This is a genomic window from Tardiphaga sp. 285_C5_N1_2 (assembly GCF_052076065.1).
GTDB classification, from domain to species: Bacteria; Pseudomonadota; Alphaproteobacteria; order Rhizobiales; family Xanthobacteraceae; genus Tardiphaga; species Tardiphaga robiniae.
In genome coordinates, this window is the sequence record NZ_CP197241.1 from 189,167 (window position 1) to 212,241 (window position 23,075).

Below are 23,075 nucleotides of genomic sequence, written 5' to 3' on the forward strand. Positions count from 1 at the left end.
ATGCGAACCCTGTTTTTGAAGGTCTTGAAGCGGAAATCCTGCGCCGCTATCGCTGCGGTTGCGGCGATACTAAGCATTGGTGCCATCGCACCTGCATTTGTGGTTCCTCCGACGGTCACCCCGTCGCCGGGTTATAATGCCCGGCTTGCCGAGCAACGACGCGCGACTGAAGTGCAGGCGCCTGCGCATGCTCGCAAGCCCGCTGCCGCGATCGTCTGCGCAACGTCGTCGGTATAGTCATTGAATCTGATCCGTGAAGCGATTGTCATGACCTACCGCCCCTTGAGGTTGTTTGTGCTCTGTGGTGCGTTGATCGTGGCAACCATTGTCGAAAGCAGAGCGGCGGATTATGCGAGCCAGATCAGTGCCTTTCGTCGAGCGCACAAGCTCTCCTCTGTCACGCTGGACAGTAAATTGAACGCGGTCGCGCTTGCTCAGGCGCAGGCGATGTCATCCAGTGGCAAGGTCAGCCACGAGGTCGGCGGTGTTTTCTCCGCGCGTGTGGGGAAGCTCCGCAAATCCAAAGCAGCAGAGAATATCGCGGCGGGCTTCCTGACATTTCCCGAAACGTTGAGGCAATGGGAAGAGAGCCCACGTCATCGCGAGAACCTGCTCATGTCCGGCGCACGCAAGGTCGGCGTCGCTTACGTCGCCAATCCCAAGTCGCCCTACCGGATGTTCTGGGCGATGGTCATCACGGATTGATACCTGACAGGTTGCTATGGCTCAAGTGCGCTTGGTCTTGGCCGGCGCGGGCGTGCCGAACAGCGCGTCCTTGATGTCTTTCAGCCCCGATGACAATTTGGACCACCCACAGGTAAGCGGCTCGATCGCGCAATCCGGCTCCTTGGCGCGCACTTTGGGCCGAGGCCTAGGTAGCACGACAGGCTTCGCATCGCTTGGGGTTTCCGCGGTCTGCCGAAAGTCCGTTTCGAGCGCAGCCTGGGTTTGCGCTTCGCGCTGCTTTTCAGCGAAGGCCGCGACGATGACGCTGCGACGCTGATTGTCCAGATAGATCTTGTACTGCTCGTCGATCGCCTTCTGTTCAGCCGTGGTTGGGTTCGGGCCAGCGATATCAAAGCTGCGGTTCTGCATGAAGTCGTGATACGTATAGCCGCCACCGCGCTTGCGCCGTCCCGCGAACTTGCTTTCGCAATCCGACAGCGCCGTAGCCTTGGCGTCTTTCGAAGCCGTCGATTTTTCGATGCGCTCGGCGCAATCTTCATAGTCCGCAGGCGCGGCAGTCCACCATTGCGCACGGGCAGGCGAAGACATCAACGCGAGACCGGAGAGTGATGCGGTCGTCAGTAGCGCAAATATGAGTAACTTGTATGCGGACAAATGAGCCACGTGGGTTCCGATGTAGATAACAAACCCAATTCTCGCCATTTGTGGGCCATTTTTCAACCTCGGATGTGTTACTCTCCCCGCTTTTGGAGCAAGTGCAGCATGACTGCATCAGTGCCGTCATGTGGTAGGCAGACCGGCGTTATTTCGCGATACAACGCTGATGTGGAAGTGTTTTCAGGCAGAGATCTGTGGCTGCTCTCATATCACTGAAATTGATGACTTCAGAGTTTTGAGTCATTCTTGACAGTAGTTTTCGGATCGCGCTGCTACTCGACGCGCAATCACCTACACGGGACCACACGTAGTTTGCGAAGCGACGGGCTCACGTCCGATAGAGCGGTGTTGTCGTTTCGTTTCGTGCGCCTGGGACTCTATCCGATAACAGACACGAAAAAGGGCGGTCCTTTGGGCCGCCCTTTTGCTCAGATGTCAGTTGTCTTACTGGCAGATGTGTCGTCGGCCGTCCTCGCCGCGGAACCAAGTTCCCGGCTGACACACGAAGCCCATGCGCTGTGCGTAGGAATCGCGCGGGACGCCATTGTAGCCATCATAGGAACTGTAGCTGTTCCGGAACGGCGCAGTTGCGATGGCCCCGGCGGTGCCCACAGCCGCACCCGCTACACCGACCGCGCCGCCAACCACGCCTGCCGCAACGTCACCCGGCCAGAAGCCCGAATCACGATAGCCGCTATCGACTGTACTGGCGCGATATTCCTGCGTGGCCTGCGCCCGGCGATTCATCGGGTCCTTTGCCATCACTGGCGTAGCGATCAAGCCAGAGACCACGGCAGCAGCAGCAAGAAGTTTCATCTTTGTCATGCGGGATTCTCCATCGTTATTATGACAACCAGCCAACGATGGGCGGTCCGAGACGTTCCGCGATAGATGTCCCGATCTTTTAAGGGCATGTGACGCCGGTTCCGGCCCCGTCCTATTTGAACTGCCAACGGGTAGCGATGATCGAACGGCTCTGGTATGGAACTGTCCATGCCCGGTGTTCCTGACCGGGATCGCGGTCCCGTAGCTCAGCCGGATAGAGCGACGGTTTCCTAAACCGTAGGTCGCATGTTCGAGTCATGCCGGGATCGCCAGCTTTCCTTCTGTTTAATCCAAAACAGGCCATTTTCGCGACGATTTCGGGCCTGCTAATGTCAGGCGACGGCGATCTCGCGCTTCTGGAGCATGGCGCGAATCTCTCGTGACGGCTTGGCGGCACTGAAAAGAAAACCCTGCATCTGGGTACAACCGAGCATACGCAGTGCGTCGAGTTGATCAGCTGTCTCAACGCCTTCCGCCGTGGTGATCATGTTGCGGGCGGCCGCGATGGTTACAACCGCCTGTACGATCGATGACGATCCGCCGGGCGCCACGATGTCCCGGATGAAACTGCGGTCGATCTTGACCTTGTCGAACGGGAATCGCTGCAGATAGCTGAGCGATGAATAGCCGGTCCCGAAATCGTCCAGCGCAATCCCGACACCGATGCCGCGGAGCTGATGGAGGATCGCGAGCGCCATCTCGTCATCGCGGATCAGCACTGTTTCGGTGACCTCAAGTTCGAGCCGGTGAGCCGGCAAGTTTGCTGCCACGAGGGCTCGAGTGACATTCAAGGCCAGGGTCTGCGTCGTGAATTGAATCGGCGATACATTGACAGCGAGCTTGATCGGCGCCGGCCAGGAGGCCGCCTCAGCGCATGCCGTTCGCAATACCCAATTGCCGAGTTCGGTAATCAGGCCGGTTTCTTCGGCGATCGGAATGAACTCTGCCGGTGAAACCATGCCGCGAACCGGATGCCGCCAGCGGAGCAACGCTTCGCAACCAGTAATCTCGTTGCTGGCGATATCGACGACGGGTTGATAGTGAACCTCAAGTCCGTCTTCCGCGAGCGCCTTCCGCAGATCCTGCTCCAGCGCGCGCCGCGCCCTTGCGCCTTCATCCATGGCAGGCTCGAAGAAGCGAAAGGTGCGCCGTCCGGCGGCCTTGGCGCTATACATTGCAAGGTCGGCATGTCTCAGCAATTCGTCGAGATCGGAGCCGTCATCGGGGGCTACAGCGATTCCGATGCTGGCATCGGTCGTGATCTGGTGACCAAGGCATTCATAGGGCTGCCGGATGGCGTCATAGAGCGGCACCACCAGATGGGTGACATCGCTGCGGCGGGCAATTCCCGTATGCACGATGGCGAATTCGTCGCCGCCAAGTCGCGCGACAAAGCCCGCATTACCGACACAGCTGCGCAGCCGCGTGGCCACGATTTTTAGCAGTTCGTCGCCGATCGCATGACCGAGCGTGTCATTGACGCTCTTGAACTCATCGATATCGATATAGAGAATCGCAAATCGCGCGCCGTCATGCAGCGTTGCGATTTCCGCTTCGAGGCGCTCACGGAACATCACCCGATTGGGAAGATCTGTCAGAGCGTCGTAATGCGCAAGATGGGCAATGCGCTCTTCCGAACGTTTGCGATCGGTGATGTCCTCAAGCGTCGAGGCCCAGCCGCCGTCCCCCGATCTCTGAACGAGGATCTGGATCGAACGACCATCCGGCGTGGTCAGTAGCGTATCGTGGACAGGGCCTTCAGCAACGCTTCGCAAGAACGACGTGCAGTATTCGTCGACATCGCCGATGAAGGTTCCGTTGTCCTTGCGATGCTGGATGAGGTCGCGGAAATAGCAGCCTGGCTTCACGATCTTGTCGGATAGTCCGAACATGTCGATGAAGCGCTGATTGCAGACGACCAGCCGGCCATAGGCATCGAACAACAGCAGTCCCTGCGTCATATTGTTGATTGCAGTATCGAGATGTGTCGATTTTTGCGCCAGCATCCGTTCGGCCGAGCGGTGCTGGCGGTTCAGCTGCCGGACGATCAGGAACAGCGTCGCCAGGATCACCAATGCGGCAAGTGTCGCGCCGATGATTTGATATTTGGTCTGCTCGCGCCAGTCATGCAGGGCCGCGGGCATGCTGGTGGTCGCGACGATCATCACGGGAGCCGCCGCGAGGCGCCTTGCGGAGCCCAATTCGTCTTCCCCGTCGATGGGGCTGATATAGTGCCCCGTCGAGGTTCCCCCCGTCGACCAGAGGTCCTTGAAGACTGAGCTGTTGCTGAGGTTCTGGCCGATAACGGTCTCGTTCTGCGGATAGCGAGCAAGCACGGTGCCGTTGCGGTGGATCATCAAGATCTTGGCGTCTTTTTCGAGCGCGAGGGATGCGAAGAAGCTCTCGAAGTGAACCGGCTCGACGCCGCGGCTGATGATGCCCATGAATTCGCCATGGCGTCCGATCAGCTTGCGCGAAAACACGGCGGTCCATGCACCAGTCACCCTGCTGATGACGGGTTCGGCCAATACGACCGCGGGCCCGTTGTCGGCCTGCAGCGTCTGGAAATGCTGACGGTCGGCAATGTCGATGGCAGGCACCGGCCAGGTTTCCGACGAGTTGAGCAGCTTGCCTTCGGAATCGAACAGGTTGATGCCGCCGACATAGGGCAGGCTGCTGAGCTTGGTGCGTAGCATGCGGTGGACGTCGATCCCCGACATCAGATGCTGATAGGCGGCGCTGTTCTGGATGTTGGCCGACTTCATATAGGTGATGACGTCGTTCTGGATGCCCTGCAGGTCTCCGAACTGCTGGTCGAAGTGTCGCGCGACCAGCAGAACCGTGTTCTCCAGTTCGCGCTTCTTGCTCTCGATGGCGCGGTCTCTGAAATGGACGGTGATGTAGGCCGTGCCGATGGCGATGGCGGTAATCAGCAGGCAGCCGCACAGGATGAGGCCTTGGATCGGCCCGCCTTGAAATCGGAAACGGCGCAGCGCGGCGAAGCCAGCAAGGCCGCCAGCGCCATCAGACCGTTCCCCCGACTTTGCGTCGTTTTGCCCCATGCGTAGTTTTGTACCGGGGGGACCGCCAACGCGCCGTTACGAACTTCGGTGAACGATAGGTTAAGACGCTGCGCCATCGCGACGATGTCGATACGCCGCCGATGGCCTATCCCGCCGCCGAACCATTGACGATATCGGCCTGCTCGCCGCGCTCGATCAGCGATTTGACCAGCGAGGATTTCACGCCGGAGACGTGTTCGCGCATCAGTACCTCCGCGCGCCAGGGCTCGCGGGCCATAATGGCGTCGTAGATCCGGTGGTGATCATCATGACGCCGGCGCACGTCGCGATGCTCGAAGGCGACGATGTTGCGGCTCGATGACATCGGCACGTGGTGGCAGATCCGGATCATCTCCGCCAGCATGCGGTTACGGGCGGCGCCCAGCAGGGTGTCGTGGAAGTCGCCATTGATGCCGCGATAGATGGTGAGATCGCCTTCCGCAAACTCACCGCGCGCCAGCAGTTTATCGCCGGCGACAAGGCTTTCCTCGATGATGGCGCGCTCCTCGGCGCTCAGTCCACGTTCGGCGGCGAAGCGTGCGGCCACGCCTTCCAGCGATGCGCGAATTTCATAAGCATCGACGATGGCCGAGAGCGGGAATTCACGGACGGTGAAGCCGCGATTGGGGGCGTAGTCGAGCAGCCCTTCGCCGGCCAGTGCCTGCAAGGCGGCCCGGACGGGGGTCCGCGAGACCTCCAGCGTCTTGCTGAAACGAACTTCGTTGATCCGTTCGCCTGCGCTGACCGTGCCATCCAGAATGGCGTCGCGGATCCGATCCGTCACCGATAGCGACCGGTTAGCGGCGCGGCCGGGGCCGCCAGCTTCAGGCGGCGGCAAGGGGGATGAGTCGGGCATCGGTGGTGCTCCGCAGCAAAGTGAATACAATTCAATCCGAGTGTGATCCGTCTTTGCTACTCAGCATACAGGAAAGCGCAATTTTACTGCATAAATATCGCGCATAAAGGGGAGGCAATTCGCGGAAATGATGAGCATCTGAAAAAGTGTATGTAATTCCGATTGACTCGTGACCCGAACCCGCAATGATGCGGTCACGTTCACAAGAAGCAGGCGGTACGCGTCTCATGGCGGCAGGGAAGTCGATCGGCGAAAACGCCATCGAGGAGATCACGGCGGATCGCACCCCGCACTATGAGCCGTTTGGCTGGCATCACTGGCCGGAGCATCCCTGGCTTGCCTATCAATTCCGCCGCGGTCTCGGTGAGACCCAGGAGGGCGGCGGCAGCGTGTCCGAGGTGATGCTGGCCGGTTCGCGGATGATCCCGGGCGACCTCGAAAGCTGGCATAAGGAGTGGATGGTGATCGCGGATGCCAACTGGCAGCGCGGCCTTTCCGAAGAAAAGCTCGGCCACATCCGCACGGCGATGAACTGTTTCCTGCGGGCTGCCGATTATTACCGCCAAGCCGAATTTCATCTCGAGCCGACCGATCCGCGACGGCTGCCGACCTTCGAGAAGATGGAAGCCTGCTCGCATAAGTTCATTTCCTATCTCAATCCGCCCGGCGAAGTGGTCGAAATCCCTTATGAGCCGGGCAAGCCGATCTGCGGCTACTTCATCCGTGCGCCATTTCCGGGAGACAAGCTGCCGGTGCTGATCTGCATGGGCGGTCTCGACTCCATCAAGGACGAGATGTGGTTCATGCAGGCCCATGGTTGCCTGCAGCGCGGCATCTCGGTGCTGATGGTCGATCTGCCCGGGCAGGGCGGTACCTTGCGCCGCCACGGACTTGCAACCCGCGCCGATACGGAAGTGCCGGTCGGCAAATGTGTCGACTGGCTCGAAAAGCGCGCCGATGTCGATAGCTCGCGCATCGCGGTCTGCGGCTCCAGCATGGGCGGTTACTACGCCGCGCGCGCCGGCTGTTACGAGCATCGCCTCGCGGCGGTGATCTCGCACGGGGCTGTCTGGTCGGTGCATGACATGTGGGGCCAGAAGGGCGACGACTTCGGTCTGGCGATGCATATCCGCTGGGTATTTGGCGCCAAGACCATGAAGGAAGCTCATGATCTGATGAAGCCCTTTACGCTGAAGGGCCATCTCGAACACATGAAGTGTCCGTATCTCGTGCTGCATGGCGGCCACGACGTGCTCACGGTGACCGCGGCGCGCTCGACCTATGACCATGCGATTGCCAATGGTGTTGATGCGACATTGCGCGTGCTTGAGCCGGACGAGACCGGCGCCGAACATTGCCAGCACGACAATCCCACCATTGGACAGGAAGTGTTGGCCGACTGGCTCGCCGACAAATTCAAGATCGATCAGCGCACTCTGCTGAAAACTTCGTTCAACCCGCTGGTGTGATCATGAATTTTGGTGTCGATCAGATCAAGGCTGCCGTTGTCGCGATCGACCTGCATCGCGGTCATCTGGACATGTCGGTGGCGACCATGCCGACCACGCCGGATGTCGCGAAGACGGTGATCGCTGCCAATAAGCGGCTGTTCGACTGGTGCCGTAGTGTCGGCATTCCCGTGATCCACCAGGTCACGTCCTATCGCGACGAGGCCGAGATCCGCGCCAATCCGTTCTGGCGGACCCGCGCCGAGGATCCAAAAGCAACGCGCAAGAATGTGATGCGGCACAATATCATGGGCGGCCCCGGCTGCACCGTGATGCCGGAGCTGCTGAACCCCAGCGACTTCATCGTCAACACCAAGAAGCGCTACGATTGCTTCTTGGGCACCGATCTCGATTTCGTGTTGCGTTCGCACAGCGTCAATACACTGCTCATCACCGGCGTGAACACTAACTCTTGCGTATTGGCGACGACGACGGCTGCCAATGTGCGGGATTATTCGGTGATCGTCGTCGAGGACTGCGTCGACAGCATGGACGGGCCAGAGTTGCATGCCGCCGGCCTCGCCTGCATCCGCACCGCCTTCGGTTTCGTGATGGATACCGATGCCGTGATGCAGCTCGATGGCCTCAAGGGTGCAGGACGCGCCGCATGATCCCATACAATTTCCCACTTTCGAAGGGCATCCAGCCATGACCGGTCCCATGCAGCCGCGCGAGCGTTGCGACTATTCCGCCATCGTCGATCGTCCCAAACTGAAGCTGCCGGGCAATGCCCGCATGATCGTCTGGACCATCGTCAATCTCGAGGTCTGGGATATTGCCAAGCCGATGGCGCGCCAGGTGCTGCCGGCGCCGACCGGCATTCCGCTGCTGCCAGATGTCGCCAATTGGGGCTGGCACGAATACGGCATGCGTGTCGGTGTCTGGCGTTTCTTCGATCTCTACAAGAAGCTCGGTATCAAGCCGACGCTGTCGCTCAATGCGCGTGTCTGCGAGGACTATCCACGCGTCGCCCAGCAGGCGAAGGACGCCGGCTGGGAGTTCATGGGCCATGCCTATGAGCAGGGGCCCATCCACAAGGAGGCCGACCAGAAAGCGATGATCAACCGCTCGATGGATGTGATTGAGAACTTCACCGGCAAGCGCCCGGTGGGCTGGCTCGGGCCGGGTCTTACGCAGACGCTGGAAACCCCCGAATTCCTCGCCGAAGCCGGCGTGAAATATATCGGCGACTGGGTCTATGACGACGAACCGACGGTGATTCGTACCGAGAAGGGGCCGCTTACAACGCTGCCTTACACGGTGGAGATGAACGACATCCCGATGATGATGGTGCAACATCACGAGAGCACGCAGCTCCTGAACCGCGCCAAGGATCAGTTTGATCGCCTCTATGCTGAAAGCGCCGAGCGGCCGAAGATCATGTCGATCGCGATCCACCCGTATATTTCGGGTCAGCCGTTCCGCATCAAGTATCTCGAAGCGATCTATGATTACGTCAACCAGTTCGAAGGCGTGGTGCATTGGAATGGCGCCCAGATCCTCGACTGGTACAATACCCAGGTGACGAAGTGAGCGTGACGTCCCAGCAGATGCTGCCCGCAATTCCCGTCACCGGCGTGCCGGTCGTAGGCGGCGGTTTTTTCCCTGTCCGCCGCGTCTACTGCGTCGGCCGTAACTATCTCGACCACATCCGTGAGATGAAGGAAGCTGACGAGCGCGATCCGCCGTTCTTCTTCCAGAAGCCGCGCGATAGCGTGGTGCCGGACGGCGCGCGCGTGCCTTATCCGGCGTTCACCGAAGACTTCCAGTTCGAGGTTGAGCTGGTGCTGGCGATCGGACGCGGCGGCCGCGATATCGCGGTGGAGGATGCGCTCGATTATATCTGGGGTTATGCCGTCGGCATCGATCTCACCCGTCGCGACCGCCAGCGCGATGCCCGCGATATGCGACTGCCTTGGGAAATGGGCAAAAGCTTCGACGCGTCTGCGCCTTGCGGCGAAATTGCGCCGGCCCGTGATGCCCGGCATTTCAACAATTGCGCGATCACGCTGTCGGTAAACGGCGTCGAGAAGCAGCGCGGCGATATCGGCCAGATGATCTGGAGCGTGCCGGAGATCGTGGCGCAGCTCTCGAAGCAGATGAAGCTCGAACCGGGCGATCTCATCTATACGGGCACGCCTGCCGGCGTGGGTCCCGTCGTTCCGGGCGACGTTATCGACGCGCGGATCGAAGGCCTGCCGTCGCTCGGCATTACCATCGTTGAGCCGGAGGCTTGATCATGTTGCCGACCGAACGCATTTCCTACTCGCCGATTGACGCTCGTCCACCGCTGAAGCTGCCGAATGGCAAGCGAATGGCAGTGTGGATCATCGTCAATGTCGAGGAATGGGACGCCAAGCAGCCGATGCCGCGTACGGTGCTGACACCGCCGGCCGGCGGCTCGCCGTCGCCAGACGTTCCGAACTGGGCCTGGCACGAATACGGCAATCGCGTCGGCTTCTGGCGCATGCTGAAAGTGTTCGACGACTACAAGCTCCCCGCCGCGCTGGCGATCAATGGTTCGGCGATCGCTGCTTACCCGCCCATCGTCGAGGCAGCCAAGGCGCGCAACTGGGAATTCATGGGTCACGGTTTCACCCAGCGCAATATGCAGAAGGTTGAGAACGAACGCGAGGATATCCGCAAGACTGCCGACGTGATCGAGAAGGCCACTGGCAAGCGGCCGCGCGGTTGGCTCGGGCCGGGTCTGACCGAGACCTGGGAAACGCCGGACCTGCTGAAACAGGAAGGCTATGACTACGTCGCCGACTGGGTACTCGACGATCAGCCGGTGTGGCTCAAGACCACGACGACACCGATCGTCAACGTGCCCTATACGCAGGAATGCAATGACGTCGCGATGATGCTGATCCAGCATCACAAGGCGTCGGAATATTACGACCGGGCCATCGACCAGTTCGAGCAGATTTACGAGGATTCCGAGAATTCGGCCCGGGTCATGGCATTGGTTGTGCATCCCTACATCATGGGCGCGCCGCATCGCCTGAAGCACTTCCGCCGGATCTTCGAGACCATCCAGAAGAAATCCGACGTGGCCTTCATGACCGGCGAACAGATTCTCGATTGGTATCTTTCGGTCGGACCGAAAGCGCCAGAAGCATAGATCAGGCAAGCGGCAGGGCATGAGTCTCTTTCAACTCCTCAACGGCCTGACTTTCGCCGCGTTGCTGTTCGTCGTGGCAAGCGGCTTCACGCTGATCTTCGGTCTGCTGCGCATCGTCAATCTCGCGCATGGCGCGCTGTATCTGTTTGGCGGCTATATCGGCTATAGCGTTGCGGTGAAGACCGGCAGCTTTGTGCTCGGCGGTATCGGCGCCATGGCGGCGATCGCGGCCATCGGCTTCGTGCTCGATCAGGGATTGCTGCGCTTCGTACGCGGCAACGAGCTGCGGCAGGTGCTGCTGACGCTTGGCGTTGCCTTTTTCCTCAACGACCTCGCGCTGGTGATCTGGGGCGGCGACAGTTTCACGGTGCCGATTCCGGAGATGCTGCGCGGCGGCACGCGGGTGTTCGGTACATTTTATCCGATCTACCGGTTGTTCGTGCTGGGGATGGGTATCTTCGTTTTCATCGGCCTGTGGGTGCTGCTCAATCATACAAGGCTCGGCGCACTAATCCGTGCCGGCGTGGATGATGCCGAGATGGTCGAAGCGTCCGGCGTCAATATCCGCCGCGTCTTCCTCTTCACCTTCCTGTTCGGCTCGGCACTGGCCGGCCTTGGCGGCCTGATGGGAGGCGCGTTCCTGTCGCTCTATCCGTCGGCGGACGCGGAAATCCTCACCTTCAGTCTCGCCGTCGTCATCATCGGCGGGCGTGGCAGCCTCGTCGGCGTCGGTGTCGGTAGCCTGCTGGTCGGGCTTCTGAATACGCTCGGCCAGGTGATGTTCCCCGAGCTCGCTTATTTCGTGATCTTCGGCCCGATGGCGGTGTTGCTCGCATTCCGCCCGCTCGGCCTGTTCGGACGTGCCACATGACGCAGCCCGTATCCAAAACGTCAGTTCTCGCCGGCATGACCAGCCGTGCGCTCGTCATTACCGGGCTGGTGGTAATCGTCGCGGCCTGCCTGCCGATGGTGCTGTCGAGCTATCAGGTCGGCCTCGCCACCGAAGTGTTGATCTTCGGAGTCCTTGCCATGTCGATCGACATTCTCGCCGGTTTTGCCGGCCGGACTTCCCTCGGGCATGGTGCCATCTTCGGTGTCTCGACCTATGTCGTCGTTTATGCGACCGGCCAGGCCGGTCTGTCGCCCTGGGCGGGCTTCGCGCTCGGTGTGCTGGCGGCGACCGCGGTGGCCTCGATATTTGCGCTGCTCGCCGTGCGCACCTCCGGCGTCTATTTCCTGCTGCTGACGCTTGCGCTCGGCATGATCGTGTGGGGCGTCTGCCTGCGCTGGACGCAGGTCACCGGGGGCGAGAATGGCATGCGCGCCGATGTGCGGCCGGCAGCCCTGATGAGCCACAGCGCGTTCTATTGGGCGGTGCTCGCTGGCGCCGTCATTGTATCTTTTGCCATGTGGCGGTTCGTGCGATCGCCGTTCGGCCTGACGCTGCGCGGTATCCGCGATAGCGAAAGTCGCATGCGCAGCCTCGGTTACAATGTGCCGCTGCATCTGTTCATCGGCTTTACGGTGTCCGGCATCTTCGCCGGTATCGCCGGGGGCCTCTACGCGATGTTCAACAATTTCGTCAGCCCTTCGACCGTCGCGCTCGCGCAATCGGTGGAGGGTGTGTTGATGATGATCGCGGGCGGTGTCGGCACACTGTTCGGCGCCTTTGTCGGCGCAGCTGCGATCATCGTGCTGGAGAACATCGTCAGTTCCTACACCGAACGCTGGCTGATGGTTCTCGGCATCACATTCGTTCTCATCATGATCTTCGCCCCCGAGGGCATCATAGGCAAGCTGCGCGCGATCACCTCGCGCAAGGTGCGATAAGTCGGTTTCACGTTTCAATCGGGTTGCTCACGAAAGGACTTCGAGATGGATCGCAGGCAATTTCTCAAGAACACGACGGCGGCCGTCGCTGCCGCGGGCGTCGGCGTCGCTCCGTGGCGCTCGGCTCAGGCCCAGGCGAGCCCGATCAAGATCGGTCTGCTGGCGCCGCTGACCGGCGTTGTCGCTTCGGGCGGCAAGGAAATGGTCGAGGGCGTGCAGTTCTATCTCGATCAGGTAAAGAACGAGATGGGCGGCCGCAAGGTCGAGCTGGTGATCGAGGACGATGCGTCGAATCCCGACACCGCTTTGCAGAAAGCGCGCCGCCTGGTCGAGCAGGGCAATTGCCACATGTTGATCGGCAATCTGCTCGCCAATACCGGCCTTGCTGTCGCCAACTACGTTAAGGGCACCGGCACGCCCTACTTCATTCCGATTATCGCGGCTGACGATCTCACCCAGCGCGCCCGCATCAAGAACGTAATCCGCGTCGCCGGCTATTCTGCCAGCGCCTTCACCCATCCGTTCGGTGATTGGGCCCTGAAGCAGGGCTACAAGAAGATCGCCACCATCAGCCAGGATTACACCTTCGGCCACGAACAGTGCGGCGGTCTCGCCCAGGTGTTCACCGAAGGGGGCGGGCAGATCGTGCAGCAGTTCTGGCATCCGCTGAACACTGCCGACTTCAGCCCCTATCTCGGCCAGCTTGCCGATCTCAAGGTCGACGCAATCTTCGCGATGGAGACCGGCGCGGACTCGACTCGTCTGATCCAGCAATATGCGTCATTCGGTCTGAAGGAAAAGACGCCACTGTTGATGGCGATGAACGGCACCGACCAGTCGGTGATCCGCACCATGGGCCCCGAATGCGAAGGCATCATCGCAGCCGCGCATTTCGCCGAAGGTTCGGACGTCCCGACCACGGCGAAGTTCGAGAAGGATTATGAGGCGAAGTACGGCAAGATCCCGTCGCTCTACGGTTTCTCGATGTATTCCGGTATGATGTGGATCGATGCCGCGCTGAAGAAGATGGGCGGCAAGGTCGAGGATCGTGAGGCTTTCATTGATACGGTGCTCAAGACCGAGCTCGACAATTCGCCGCTCGGCAAGACCGTGAAGTTCGACGACTACGGCAACCCGATCTACGACGTCTACATTCGCAAGGTCGTCAAGCGCGCCGATGGTAAATACTGGAACGTGCCGATCGAGACCTATCCGAATGTCTCGCAATTCTGGAAGTACGATCCGGCGACCTATCTGAAGCAGCCGCCTTACTCGCGGACCTTTCAGGGCATCAAGAAGACCTGATTCAATGTTGCTGACATCGAGGCGCGGCCGTGTCGCCGCGTCTCGTTCACTGGGAATTATTCGTGTCCGATCCGATCCTGACGCTGACAGATGTGGTAGTGGCCTTCGATGCCTTGCGGGCGGTCGATGGCGTCAGCCTGATTGTGCCGCGGGGCCAGCGCCGCGCCATCATCGGCCCCAATGGCGCCGGCAAGACCACATTGTTCAATGCCATCGCCGGCGCGCATCCGCCGACCTCCGGCAAGATCACATTCAATGGACACGACGTGTCCAGACTGCCGCCACACCGGCGTGCGCAGCTCGGCATCTCGCGTACCTTCCAGATCACCAACCTGTTCCCCACGCTGAGCGTGCAGGACAACATGATGCTGGCGCTGCGTGGATTGAAGCCGAAGAAGTTTTCGCTGTTCGGCTCGCCAGATGCGGACGAGGGTGAGGCTACACGTATCGCGGCCGCGCTGAATGCCGCACGGATCGCCGAACGCGCGGACATCATCGTCAAAGAAATGTCCTATGGCGAGCAGCGTCAGCTCGAAATCGCGATTGCGCTGGTGACGACGCCAACCATGTTGCTACTGGATGAGCCCGCGGCCGGCCTGTCGCCGTCGGAGCGCTCGATGATTGCCGAGGTGATCCGTTCGCTCGATCCGGCGATCACCGTGATCCTGATCGAACACGACATGGATCTGGCACTCGGTCTGGTCGACTACGTCACCTGCATGTTCGAAGGCCGCGTGCTGGTGGAGGAGCCGCCGGAAGGCATCCGCCGCAACAAGCAGGTTCAGGAAGTCTATCTCGGGAAGCCGCGTCATGCTTGAGGTCAAGGATCTGCACAGCGGTTACGGCGACGCGGTCGTGGTGCGCGGTGCGTCGCTTGAGGTGCGCCCTGGCGAGATCGTGGCGCTGCTCGGCCGCAATGGCATGGGCAAGACCACCTTCATTCGCTCGATCATGGGCCTGACGCCGCCGCAGGTACGCTCGGGCACGATTACCTGGCGCAGCGATAGCCTTATTGGTCTGCGTCCCCATGATATCGCCAATCGCAAGATTGCGATCGTGCCGCAGGGGCGGCGGCTGTTTCCGTCGCTGACGGTGACCGAACATCTGACCATGCTGAAGAGCGCGCGCGCCAAGGACGGCTGGACGCTCGATCGCGTATTCGGCATTTTCCCGCGGCTTGCTGAGCGCCGCTATCACCGCGGTGGCCAATTGTCTGGTGGTGAGCGCGGCATGCTGGCTGTGGGCCGTGCGCTGATGATCGACCCCGAACTGATTCTAATGGACGAGCCGTCCGAAGGCCTCGCGCCGGTGATGGTGCAGCACCTCGAAAGCATCATTCTCGATCTTAAAAAGGAAGGGCTGTCGATCCTGCTGGTCGAGCAGAATCTCTATAGCGCGCTGGCCGTCGCCGATCGCGTCTACATTATGGAAACCGGGCAGATCGTGCATCACGGCACGTCGCAGGAAATGAATGAGCAGACTGACGTGCTATTCCAGCGCCTCGGCGTGCATTGAGGTGATCATGAGCGAAGACCTATTGCGTCAAGTCGCCGCCGAATTGAACAAGGCGCCTGGCGCCGCTGAACGCACACCGCGCATGACGGGGCTGGTCGTGGAAAACAACACGCGCGTCGCGACTGCGGCTATTCAAGACATGGCGTTCGATTCGACGCCCTACGCCTATCAGGCGTGGCTCGCTGGCATGGACAAGCGCTGATGCAGAGCGCGATTGCAGCCCTTGATCTCTGCGCCCTCGCGGATGCTGTCGCTAAAGGCGAAGTTACGTCCGTGAAGGCGACAACGGTGGCGCTGGAACGGCTCGATCTGATCGGCCGCAAACTGAATGCCGTGGTGCGGCTTGACGACGAACGGGTGCTGAACGCGGCCGAAGCCGCCGACAAGTTGCGCGCATCGGGAGCGGCATTGCCAGTACTGCATGGCGTGCCCCTTGCACATAAAGACCTCTTCTATCGCGCCGGTGATCTGTCCGGTGGCGGCTCAAAAATCCGGGCGGACTTTCGCGCCGACGTGACAGCCACGGTGATCGCTCGGCTCGACGCCGCCGGCGCGCTCGATCTCGGCCGGCTGCAGCTGGCTGAATTCGCGATGAGTCCGACGGGCTATAACGAATCGCTGGGGCATGCACGCAACCCATGGAATCCTGGGCATGTGCCGGGCGGCTCGTCCTCTGGTTCCGGCGTCGCCATCGCCGCGCGCCTCGTGACCGGCTCGCTCGGGACGGATACCGGCGGTTCACTACGTCATCCCGGCGCGATGTGCGGCCTGATCGGGCTGAAGCCGACCTGGGGACTGGTTCCGACCGATGGTGTGATGCCGCTATCTGCCTCACTGGATTGCACGGGACCTCTGGCTCGTACCGCACGGGATGCCGCGCGACTGCTGTCGGTGATCGCGGATCGCGACTATGAAGCGACGCTCGACAGGGGTGTGACCGGGATGCGCATCGCAATTCCCGGTGGGTACTACCGCGAGCTCCTGCATCCGGATGTGGCGACTGCGCTCGACGAAGCCGTGAAGACGTTGCGGTTGCTCGGCGTCACCGTCGTCGAGACCTCACCGCCGGATATGGCCTTGATCAACGCGCTGATGCAGATCGTCATGAGCGTCGAGGCCGCGACGATCCATCGCCGCTGGCTAATCGACCGCCCGCAGGATTATGCCGATCAGGTGCGCTCGCGCATCGAGCCTGGCCTGCTCTATCCGGCGACCCGTTATGTGGAAGCGCTGTCGCTGCGTACGCAGATCACCCAGCAATGGATCGCGTCCTGCATCGGATCCGCCGATCTCGCGCTTCTGCCGGCGATCTCGATTCCGGTACCGACCATCGCGGCGACCACCGAAGGCAACCCCGCCGACGTCGCTGCTGTGATCGGCCAGCTCACACATTGCACCCGCGGCATCAATTATCTCGGCCTACCCGGAGCGTCAGTGCCGTGCGGCTTCGATGCGGCAGGTCTGCCGATCGCGTTCCAGCTGGTCGGCCGCCCCTATGCCGAGGCCGATATCCTGCGCGCCGCTCACGCCTATCAGGGCGCGACCGACTGGCATCATCGCGTCCCCGACGCTGCCGAACTGAACTAGGAAAAAGAGATTCCGAATGCCCATCATCGATATGCACACCCATGCCCTCAGCAAGCGCGTCGAGCCGCTGGTGGCCGGGCACTACGATCCGATGGACAATCCCTATCGCCGCGACATGTCGCCCGCGAGCCGCGAAACTGATGCAGAGCAGGGCAAGCTGCTGCCGGGCTTGATGCTCGACATCGCCAAGCGCCGCGAGATGATGGCGAAGATGGGCGTCGACTTTCAGGTGATCGCGCCGGCACCGGCGCAACAGAACTACTGGGCCGACGAAGATTTGCAATGTGCGCTGTCGCGCGTGCAGAACGAAGACATTGCCGCGCTTGCGGCGCAGGATCCTGCACATTTCGCCGGGATGGGTACGCTGCCGATGCGGTTTCCCGAGCGTGCGGTGGAGGAGGCGGTTCATGCAGTCGAGCAGCTCGGCCTGCGCGGATTCCAGATCGATACCCGCGTCGAAAACCTCGAACTGTCCCATGCCGCCTTCGATCCACTCTATGCGCGGCTTACCAATCTGCGCGTACCGCTGTTCGTGCATCCCCTGGGCTTCTCCCATGGCCAGCGGCTCGGCGATTTCTTCATGGTCAACAGCGTCGGCCAGCCCATCGAAGAGACGATTGCGATCGCCCACTTCATCATGGGTGGCATTTTAGACCGGCATCCGGATCTCGACGTGGCTATCGCTCATGGCGGTGGTTTCTACCCATTCTACGCAGCCCGACTGGATCACGCCTGGAAGGTGCGTCCGGAAGTACGCCGGCTCACGGCAGATGCGCCGTCGACCTATCTCAAGCGGCTCTGGTTTGACACCTGCGTGTTCTCTGAGGAGCTGATCGACAACCTGGTCAAGACGGTGGGCGTGGATCGCGTCATGATGGGCTCGGACTACCCGTTTGACATGGGGGACCCCGACCCGGTGGGGCTGGTCAACAAGGCCAAGCTATCGGACACTGATCGTCAGAAAGTCCTGTTCGGCAATGCGAGCCGGCTGTTCAAGATCGGATAAGCTCCTGCCTCGTTGCGGCAAGGTGCGGCACAAGAGGCAAAACCTGCGATGACGATCCACTTTGATTTCGCCAAGCTTAGCGCGCCGGAGCGCTACAAGTTGCTTTGTGGTCTCGTTGTCCCGCGACCGATTGCGTTGATCACAACCATTTCCGAGGCTGGCGTGGTCAATGCAGCGCCGTTCTCTTTCTTCAATGTGTTCTCCGAAAAGCCGCCGCTGGTGGTGGTCGGCCTGCAGGCCAGGCCCGACCTGTCGGTCAAGGACACGACCCGCAATGTGCGCGCCAATGGGTTGTTTGTTATCAATATGGTGGATGAGGCCCTCGCCAACGATATGGTCGATTGTTCGATCAGCTTTCCATCTGACATCGGTGAACTGGATGCCCTGCAGCTCCCAATGACGGCTGGCATCAATGTGCCGGTCCCGCATTTGGCGAAGGCGCCTGCGGCACTGGAATGCCGAAAAGTGACAATGATGAACTTTGGCGCAGAACGCGACCTACTGGTCGGAGAGGTCCTGGGCATTCAGGTTCGCGATGGTGTTGTCGACCCCGTCACCTTGCGTACGGACTATGATCACTATCTTCCGGTCGCACGCATCGCGGGAACCATGTATGCACGGATGCAAGATCGGTTCGAGATCAAACCTGACAGTTTAGACACTTGGCAACTCCGCAATCCCCGCTGAGGGAGGTTTTGTCCGCGGAGTGCGTCGGAATGCCGGTGGTAGTTCTCTGCGCGTTCGATTAACCGTCAGAGGTGAGAAATTGCCGCTCCTGCGGTTGCATGGGATATGACTGCTGGATGTATCGGAAAACCGTCATTGTTGTCGCGTGGACTACACTTGCATTGATTGCTTTTGCGACTCTGTCACCGATCGGGCTGCGGCCGCATTTTGGCGGCGTCAGCCTTGAGCGCTTCGGCGCATTCGCACTCGTGGGCCTTTTGTTCGGTCTCGCCTATCCCCGCCATCTCTGGCTTGTTCTGACGCTCGTTGGGGGGGCGGCAGTCGGGCTGGAGGTGCTGCAACATCTGACGCCGGACCGCCACGGCGAGGTGCGGGATGCGCTGGTCAAACTTGCAGGTGGCGTCACCGGCATCGGGATATCGCTCGCGCTCCATCAGACCTTAAAGCGATTTATCACCTTAGGTTGAGAATGAGCTGAACTACCTCACTGAGGTACGTCAGCTTTTTCCGCGAATCGCGGTTGCTGAGTTCCAGCCTGTGAAGCGCTATCCCGATGCTTTACATCTCGCGGCTTTAAAAAAAATACGTGTATCACGGTAGCGCTCTACCCGCGCCCCTCTTTGAGACTGCTAATGGCAGAAATCACACATGTCTCCACATGAAAGTACTTGGCATGTGTAAAAAGACACCGATACAACTTGAAGGAAGGTGTATGCCGTAGCGTCTACAATTTCGACGAGCCTAAGAAACGTTTCGGCCAGATTGATGTAGATGGCCGATGACTTTGGTGTGACGTCTCGAAGCGGACAATTCCGTTGCGTGGAGAAGACGTCGATCTCAAAGGACAACGTATTATGCATCGGCGGTACCAGCATTCGAGCATCCCGACCGAAATCATGCGATCGGTTGTCGGGATCTCCGAAGCCGGCAGCATCACCAAGGCCGCGAAGCTGCTCGGCCTGAGCCAGCCGGCCATCAGCTCGCAGATCAAGCGCATTGAGCACGCGGTCGGCGGCAGTATCTTCCAGAAGTCTGCCAACGGCTCATCGACGACAGAACTCGGAAAGCTCGTTCTGATCCAGGCCAGGAAGATTTTGGAGGCGAACGACCAGTTGCTCTTGCTGCGTGGCGCTTCGCCCGAAGATCAGACCATCCGGCTTGGTCTGACCAATTTCTATTCGCAACGCGCAATGGAAGGGATGAGCAAGGCGGCGATGAGCAATGTCTGCATCTATTCAGATAATTCGGCCGAGATCGCGAAAAGCATGCTCGACGGCTACGTCGATGTCGGCGTGTTCCTCAGTATCTCCGATATGCCCGGGGATGCGGCCATCGATGTCATCGCGCAACGCGACGATGAATTGGCCTGGGTTCGATCCAGGGATTTTACGTTAAGCCCTGGCGCACCCATTCCGTTACTGACCTGGCCGGGGCAGATCGTGCATAACGTCATGATTCAGGCGCTTGAGCGCAAGGGAATGATCTATCGTATCGCATTTTCCAGCCCGGACTATCATGCACGGATCGAGGCTGCGAAGGCGGGCATCGGTTTGACCCTGCTGCCAACGGCACTGATCCCGGCGTCGCTCTTGGCGGCCAATGAGTATTATCTTCCAAAGCTGGCGATACCCAAACTCGTGCTATGCGCGCGCGAGGGTATTCGCAAGAAACACAGCATTCTAATAGAGGAACTACACGTTAAATTCTTCAGTATATAGTTCTCTCATCAGCGCGCGTATCAGAAAACATGATCACCTCATCAAATCCAATGCCATCATCCAACACAATGCAGGCATTGGAGATGATCGATCCCACCAAGTGGTAGCAGAAGTTGTATAGGTAGTTTTCACGCGGTCTTGCGAAGCTCAGCGCATGTTGAGATTCGATGCCAGCATGAAAAAACTCCTATCGTGTCGACGCGGTTCTTCCGCAGTCGAATTCGCGATGCTGCTTCCCGTCTTTCTGTCGATCGTTTTCGGCATCGTCGTCTTCGGGTCATATTTTGCGGTCGTTCACGGTGTTCAGCAGCTTGCTGCCGAGGCAGCACGTTCCTCTGTCGCCGGGCTGACCGAGACCGAACGTGGCTCGATCGCATCGACCTATGTCACGTCGAATGCCGCGACTTATCCGCTGATCAATGCGTCAAAGCTGAGCGTCAATGCGGCGACATCGTCGTCGAACGCAAACGTCTTCGTGGTCACGGTCAACTACGACGCGTCGACCATGTTCATCTATTCACTTCCTTTCGTGCCGATGCCTCCATCGCAAGTCTCGCGATCTGCCGCCATTCCCTACGGAGGGTTTTGAGCGATGGAACCGATGCGCGCACTTCTCAAGAGGTTTCGCACCGACCAGCGCGGAAATATTGCCATCATGTCTGCGGGCGGCATGATCCTGGCCGTTTGTTGTGCTGCACTGGGTGTCGATATTGGGACCATTGCCGCCGATCGTCGCAAGACGCAGGCTGCCACGGATCTCGCCGCGATCGTTGCGGCCAGCAACTTAAGCAATGCGACAAACGCAGCAAAGGCGGCGGTCACCAGCAATAACTATCCAGCCAGCGCTCTGGTCGGTGTAGAACTCGGAACTTACACAGCCAATTCCGCCGTCGCTACGCAAAGCCGCTTTGTCACGCCAGCGACTGGAACAGCCAATGCGGCGCGGGTCAGTCTTCAGACGGCGACGCCCCTCTACTTCAGCCATTTCTTTACCGGCAGCAACAATTTCACCATCAAGACAACGGCGACCGCAACAACGACGGCTATCGCGTCGTTCTCGATCGGTTCGCGATTGGCATCGTTAAATGGCGGCTTGTTGAATAGTGTTCTCGGATCAATGCTGGGCACGACCCTGTCGCTGTCAGTCATGGACTACAATGCGCTTCTTGGCGCGCGCATCGATGCTTTCACCTTCCTCTCGGCGCTGGCGACGCGCGTCGGTCTGACCGGTGTGACTTATGACACGCTGTTGAATTCGAACGTCAAGATCGGCGACGTTCTTGCCGCAGCGCTGAGCGCGCAGCAGGCTACCAATGGCAGCGGCACCGCGACCACCGCACTCTCGACGATATCGCAGGCTTCGGCATCCGTGACGACCAAGATTGCGCCTGGCAAGCTGATCGATGCGGGCCCCTACGCGAACCTGATTGTGGGCGTCAAGCCGAAAAACGGTGTGAGCATCTCGCTTTACGATTTGCTACAGGCAACAGCTGGAATCGCTAACGGCACCAACCAGATCGCCACATCCGTCAATTTAGGTCTGCCTGGCATTGCCAGCGCGTCACTGACGGCGACCATTGGCGCACGGCCACAGGGATCCGGCTGGATTGCCGTGGGCACGCAGGGCGTCAGTGTTCATACAGCTCAGACACGTGTGCTGCTATCCATCCAGTTGATCGGAAGTGGTTCGGCGTCATTGGTCAATCTACCGGTTTATGTAGAGGTCGCGTCGGGCACAGCGACGCTGAACAAGGTCAGTTGCGGCTATCCCAACGTCAATACATCGAGCGTCACGCTTGGCGTTACGCCGGGCATTGTCGATGCATGGATAGGTAACGTCACTGTAGCCGACCTCAACAATGTTGCGACCAAGCCGAATCCAGGGCCGGCACCGCTTGTGAATCTCCTGGGTATTCCAATTGTGACGGCAAAGGCCCATGCGGGCATGGGCAACACCACGCCGGTCAGCGTCAATTTCAGCTATTCGGATATCACGTCGCAGACGAAGAAGACCGTAAACACGACAAACTTCACGTCGTCCCTGACGGGCAGTCTGCTTGGCGACCTCAACATCAGTGTTCTTGGACTGGGTTTGGCGATCCCGGGTCTTGGTGGACTCGTCACCAGCATCATCAGCGGGGCAACCAGTTCAATCGATCAATTGCTGGCGGCAACGTTGGCAAGTCTCGGCGTCGGAATTGGACAGGCCGATGTGTGGGTATCCGGCATTCGCTGTGACGGTGCAGTGTTGGTGAACTGAATCAGTAACGCGTGAACTTCAATGCCAGCTTTAACAGAAGAGGACTGATAAAATGGGATACGAAGCCGCAATGAACCGCCCCAACGTTAACCGCAAGCGCTCGGTTGTCGTCTCGAAAAAACGCACTAGCGTCAGCCTGGAAGACAGCTTCTGGGCCAGCCTGCAAGCGATCGTTCGCATGGAGAATACCACTATCGAGCACTATATCGAGAAGATTGAGCGCAAGCGCGAAACACCAAATCTATCATCCAACCTGCGTATCGCTGTGCTCGAGTATTTTCAGCAGATTGCTGCACGCAGCTTGACAGCCGGTACGGCCGATCAACCGGCGGCGAGCAGCAACGCCAAGCTCCATGACAACCACAACCAGCTGGCTGAAAAGGTAGCGGCCTATTGGGGGCGTGAGGGATCACAGAATCAGCAGCTGGTCGACTAGGTCAGCTGCTCG

The 23,075-nt window shown here is 59.8% G+C and carries 24 protein-coding genes and 1 tRNA gene; 21 read left to right on the top strand and 4 right to left on the bottom strand.

Features of this window, described 5'->3' with window-relative positions; genetic code table 11:
• The first annotated feature begins 267 nt into the window (after window positions 1–267).
• A complete protein-coding gene (locus AB7951_RS00860; protein ID WP_120288041.1) occupies window positions 268–705 on the top strand; it encodes a CAP domain-containing protein in 438 nt (145 codons plus the stop codon).
• 21 nt (window positions 706–726) lie between these two features.
• On the opposite strand, the gene AB7951_RS00865 is transcribed toward AB7951_RS00860, so the two are convergent.
• Together AB7951_RS00865 and AB7951_RS00870 are read right to left on the bottom strand one after the other, a co-directional pair.
• Window positions 727–1,275, bottom strand: coding sequence for a hypothetical protein (locus tag AB7951_RS00865; RefSeq protein ID WP_120287380.1), 549 nt, complete (start codon window positions 1,273–1,275; stop codon window positions 727–729).
• 513 nt (window positions 1,276–1,788) lie between these two features.
• On the bottom strand, window positions 1,789–2,169 hold the full coding sequence (locus AB7951_RS00870) for a hypothetical protein (protein WP_120287379.1): 381 nt from the start codon (window positions 2,167–2,169) through the stop codon (window positions 1,789–1,791).
• 195 nt (window positions 2,170–2,364) lie between these two features.
• On the opposite strand from AB7951_RS00870, the gene AB7951_RS00875 reads away from it, so the two are divergent.
• Window positions 2,365–2,441: transfer RNA gene (locus tag AB7951_RS00875), tRNA-Arg, on the top strand.
• 60 nt (window positions 2,442–2,501) lie between these two features.
• Here AB7951_RS00875 and AB7951_RS00880 read toward each other — a convergent pair.
• Window positions 2,502–5,231, bottom strand: coding sequence for an EAL domain-containing protein (locus tag AB7951_RS00880; RefSeq protein ID WP_120287378.1), 2,730 nt, complete (start codon window positions 5,229–5,231; stop codon window positions 2,502–2,504).
• Window positions 5,232–5,337: 106 nt separating this feature from the next.
• Entirely contained in the window at window positions 5,338–6,087 is a 750-nt protein-coding gene (locus AB7951_RS00885) for a GntR family transcriptional regulator (protein ID WP_120287377.1), read from the bottom strand.
• A 227-nt stretch (window positions 6,088–6,314) separates the two neighbouring features.
• On the opposite strand from AB7951_RS00885, the gene AB7951_RS00890 reads away from it, so the two are divergent.
• The 19 genes from AB7951_RS00890 to AB7951_RS00980 all read left to right on the top strand — a co-directional run bounded on the left by AB7951_RS00890 (window position 6,315) and on the right by AB7951_RS00980 (window position 23,063).
• Entirely contained in the window at window positions 6,315–7,556 is a 1,242-nt protein-coding gene (locus AB7951_RS00890; RefSeq protein WP_158596726.1) for an alpha/beta hydrolase family protein, read from the top strand.
• 2 nt (window positions 7,557–7,558) lie between these two features.
• A complete protein-coding gene (locus AB7951_RS00895) occupies window positions 7,559–8,206 on the top strand; it encodes a cysteine hydrolase (protein ID WP_120287375.1) in 648 nt (215 codons plus the stop codon).
• 37 nt (window positions 8,207–8,243) lie between these two features.
• Window positions 8,244–9,128, top strand: a complete 885-nt coding sequence (locus tag AB7951_RS00900) for a polysaccharide deacetylase family protein (protein ID WP_439061979.1) — start codon at window positions 8,244–8,246, stop codon at window positions 9,126–9,128.
• The gene (locus tag AB7951_RS00905; protein ID WP_315844112.1) at window positions 9,125–9,832 is read left to right on the top strand and encodes a fumarylacetoacetate hydrolase family protein; all 708 of its coding nucleotides are present in this window, start codon (window positions 9,125–9,127) and stop codon (window positions 9,830–9,832) included. The genes AB7951_RS00900 and AB7951_RS00905 overlap by 4 nt, the downstream gene beginning before the upstream one ends.
• A gap of 2 nt (window positions 9,833–9,834) precedes the next feature.
• The gene (locus AB7951_RS00910) at window positions 9,835–10,719 is read left to right on the top strand and encodes a polysaccharide deacetylase family protein (protein WP_120287374.1); all 885 of its coding nucleotides are present in this window, start codon (window positions 9,835–9,837) and stop codon (window positions 10,717–10,719) included.
• Window positions 10,720–10,738: 19 nt separating this feature from the next.
• Window positions 10,739–11,590 (top strand): branched-chain amino acid ABC transporter permease, encoded by an 852-nt coding sequence (locus AB7951_RS00915; protein WP_068729440.1) that lies wholly within the window; start codon window positions 10,739–10,741, stop codon window positions 11,588–11,590.
• Window positions 11,587–12,549, top strand: coding sequence for a branched-chain amino acid ABC transporter permease (locus AB7951_RS00920; protein WP_120287373.1), 963 nt, complete (start codon window positions 11,587–11,589; stop codon window positions 12,547–12,549). The genes AB7951_RS00915 and AB7951_RS00920 overlap by 4 nt, the downstream gene beginning before the upstream one ends.
• Before the next feature lie 45 nt (window positions 12,550–12,594).
• Window positions 12,595–13,854, top strand: coding sequence for an ABC transporter substrate-binding protein (locus tag AB7951_RS00925; protein WP_120287372.1), 1,260 nt, complete (start codon window positions 12,595–12,597; stop codon window positions 13,852–13,854).
• 62 nt (window positions 13,855–13,916) lie between these two features.
• A complete protein-coding gene (locus AB7951_RS00930; RefSeq protein ID WP_158596725.1) occupies window positions 13,917–14,672 on the top strand; it encodes an ABC transporter ATP-binding protein in 756 nt (251 codons plus the stop codon).
• Window positions 14,665–15,369: an ABC transporter ATP-binding protein gene (locus AB7951_RS00935; protein WP_120287370.1), complete on the top strand. Its 705-nt coding sequence runs from the start codon at window positions 14,665–14,667 to the stop codon at window positions 15,367–15,369. The genes AB7951_RS00930 and AB7951_RS00935 overlap by 8 nt, the downstream gene beginning before the upstream one ends.
• A gap of 7 nt (window positions 15,370–15,376) precedes the next feature.
• The gene (locus AB7951_RS00940) at window positions 15,377–15,571 is read left to right on the top strand and encodes a hypothetical protein (RefSeq protein WP_147421581.1); all 195 of its coding nucleotides are present in this window, start codon (window positions 15,377–15,379) and stop codon (window positions 15,569–15,571) included.
• Complete coding sequence (locus tag AB7951_RS00945) at window positions 15,571–16,956, top strand: amidase (RefSeq protein WP_120287368.1); 1,386 nt, start codon at window positions 15,571–15,573, stop codon at window positions 16,954–16,956. Before AB7951_RS00940 ends, AB7951_RS00945 begins: the two co-directional genes overlap by 1 nt.
• Window positions 16,957–16,972: 16 nt before the next feature.
• Window positions 16,973–17,962, top strand: coding sequence for an amidohydrolase family protein (locus AB7951_RS00950; RefSeq protein ID WP_120287367.1), 990 nt, complete (start codon window positions 16,973–16,975; stop codon window positions 17,960–17,962).
• A gap of 48 nt (window positions 17,963–18,010) precedes the next feature.
• The gene (locus AB7951_RS00955) at window positions 18,011–18,649 is read left to right on the top strand and encodes a flavin reductase family protein (RefSeq protein ID WP_120287366.1); all 639 of its coding nucleotides are present in this window, start codon (window positions 18,011–18,013) and stop codon (window positions 18,647–18,649) included.
• Between the two features lie 116 nt (window positions 18,650–18,765).
• Window positions 18,766–19,116 carry a VanZ family protein gene (locus tag AB7951_RS00960; RefSeq protein WP_093758154.1) on the top strand — a complete coding sequence of 117 codons (351 nt, stop codon included), beginning with the start codon at window positions 18,766–18,768 and terminating at the stop codon, window positions 19,114–19,116.
• Between the two features lie 348 nt (window positions 19,117–19,464).
• Entirely contained in the window at window positions 19,465–20,367 is a 903-nt protein-coding gene (locus AB7951_RS00965) for a LysR family transcriptional regulator (protein ID WP_147421580.1), read from the top strand.
• A 154-nt stretch (window positions 20,368–20,521) separates the two neighbouring features.
• Complete coding sequence (locus AB7951_RS00970; protein WP_089267729.1) at window positions 20,522–20,956, top strand: TadE/TadG family type IV pilus assembly protein; 435 nt, start codon at window positions 20,522–20,524, stop codon at window positions 20,954–20,956.
• 12 nt (window positions 20,957–20,968) lie between these two features.
• Window positions 20,969–22,627, top strand: a complete 1,659-nt coding sequence (locus AB7951_RS00975; RefSeq protein WP_309942433.1) for a TadG family pilus assembly protein — start codon at window positions 20,969–20,971, stop codon at window positions 22,625–22,627.
• Between the two features lie 52 nt (window positions 22,628–22,679).
• Entirely contained in the window at window positions 22,680–23,063 is a 384-nt protein-coding gene (locus AB7951_RS00980; RefSeq protein WP_093757490.1) for a ribbon-helix-helix domain-containing protein, read from the top strand.
• The last annotated feature ends 12 nt before the right edge of the window (window positions 23,064–23,075 follow it).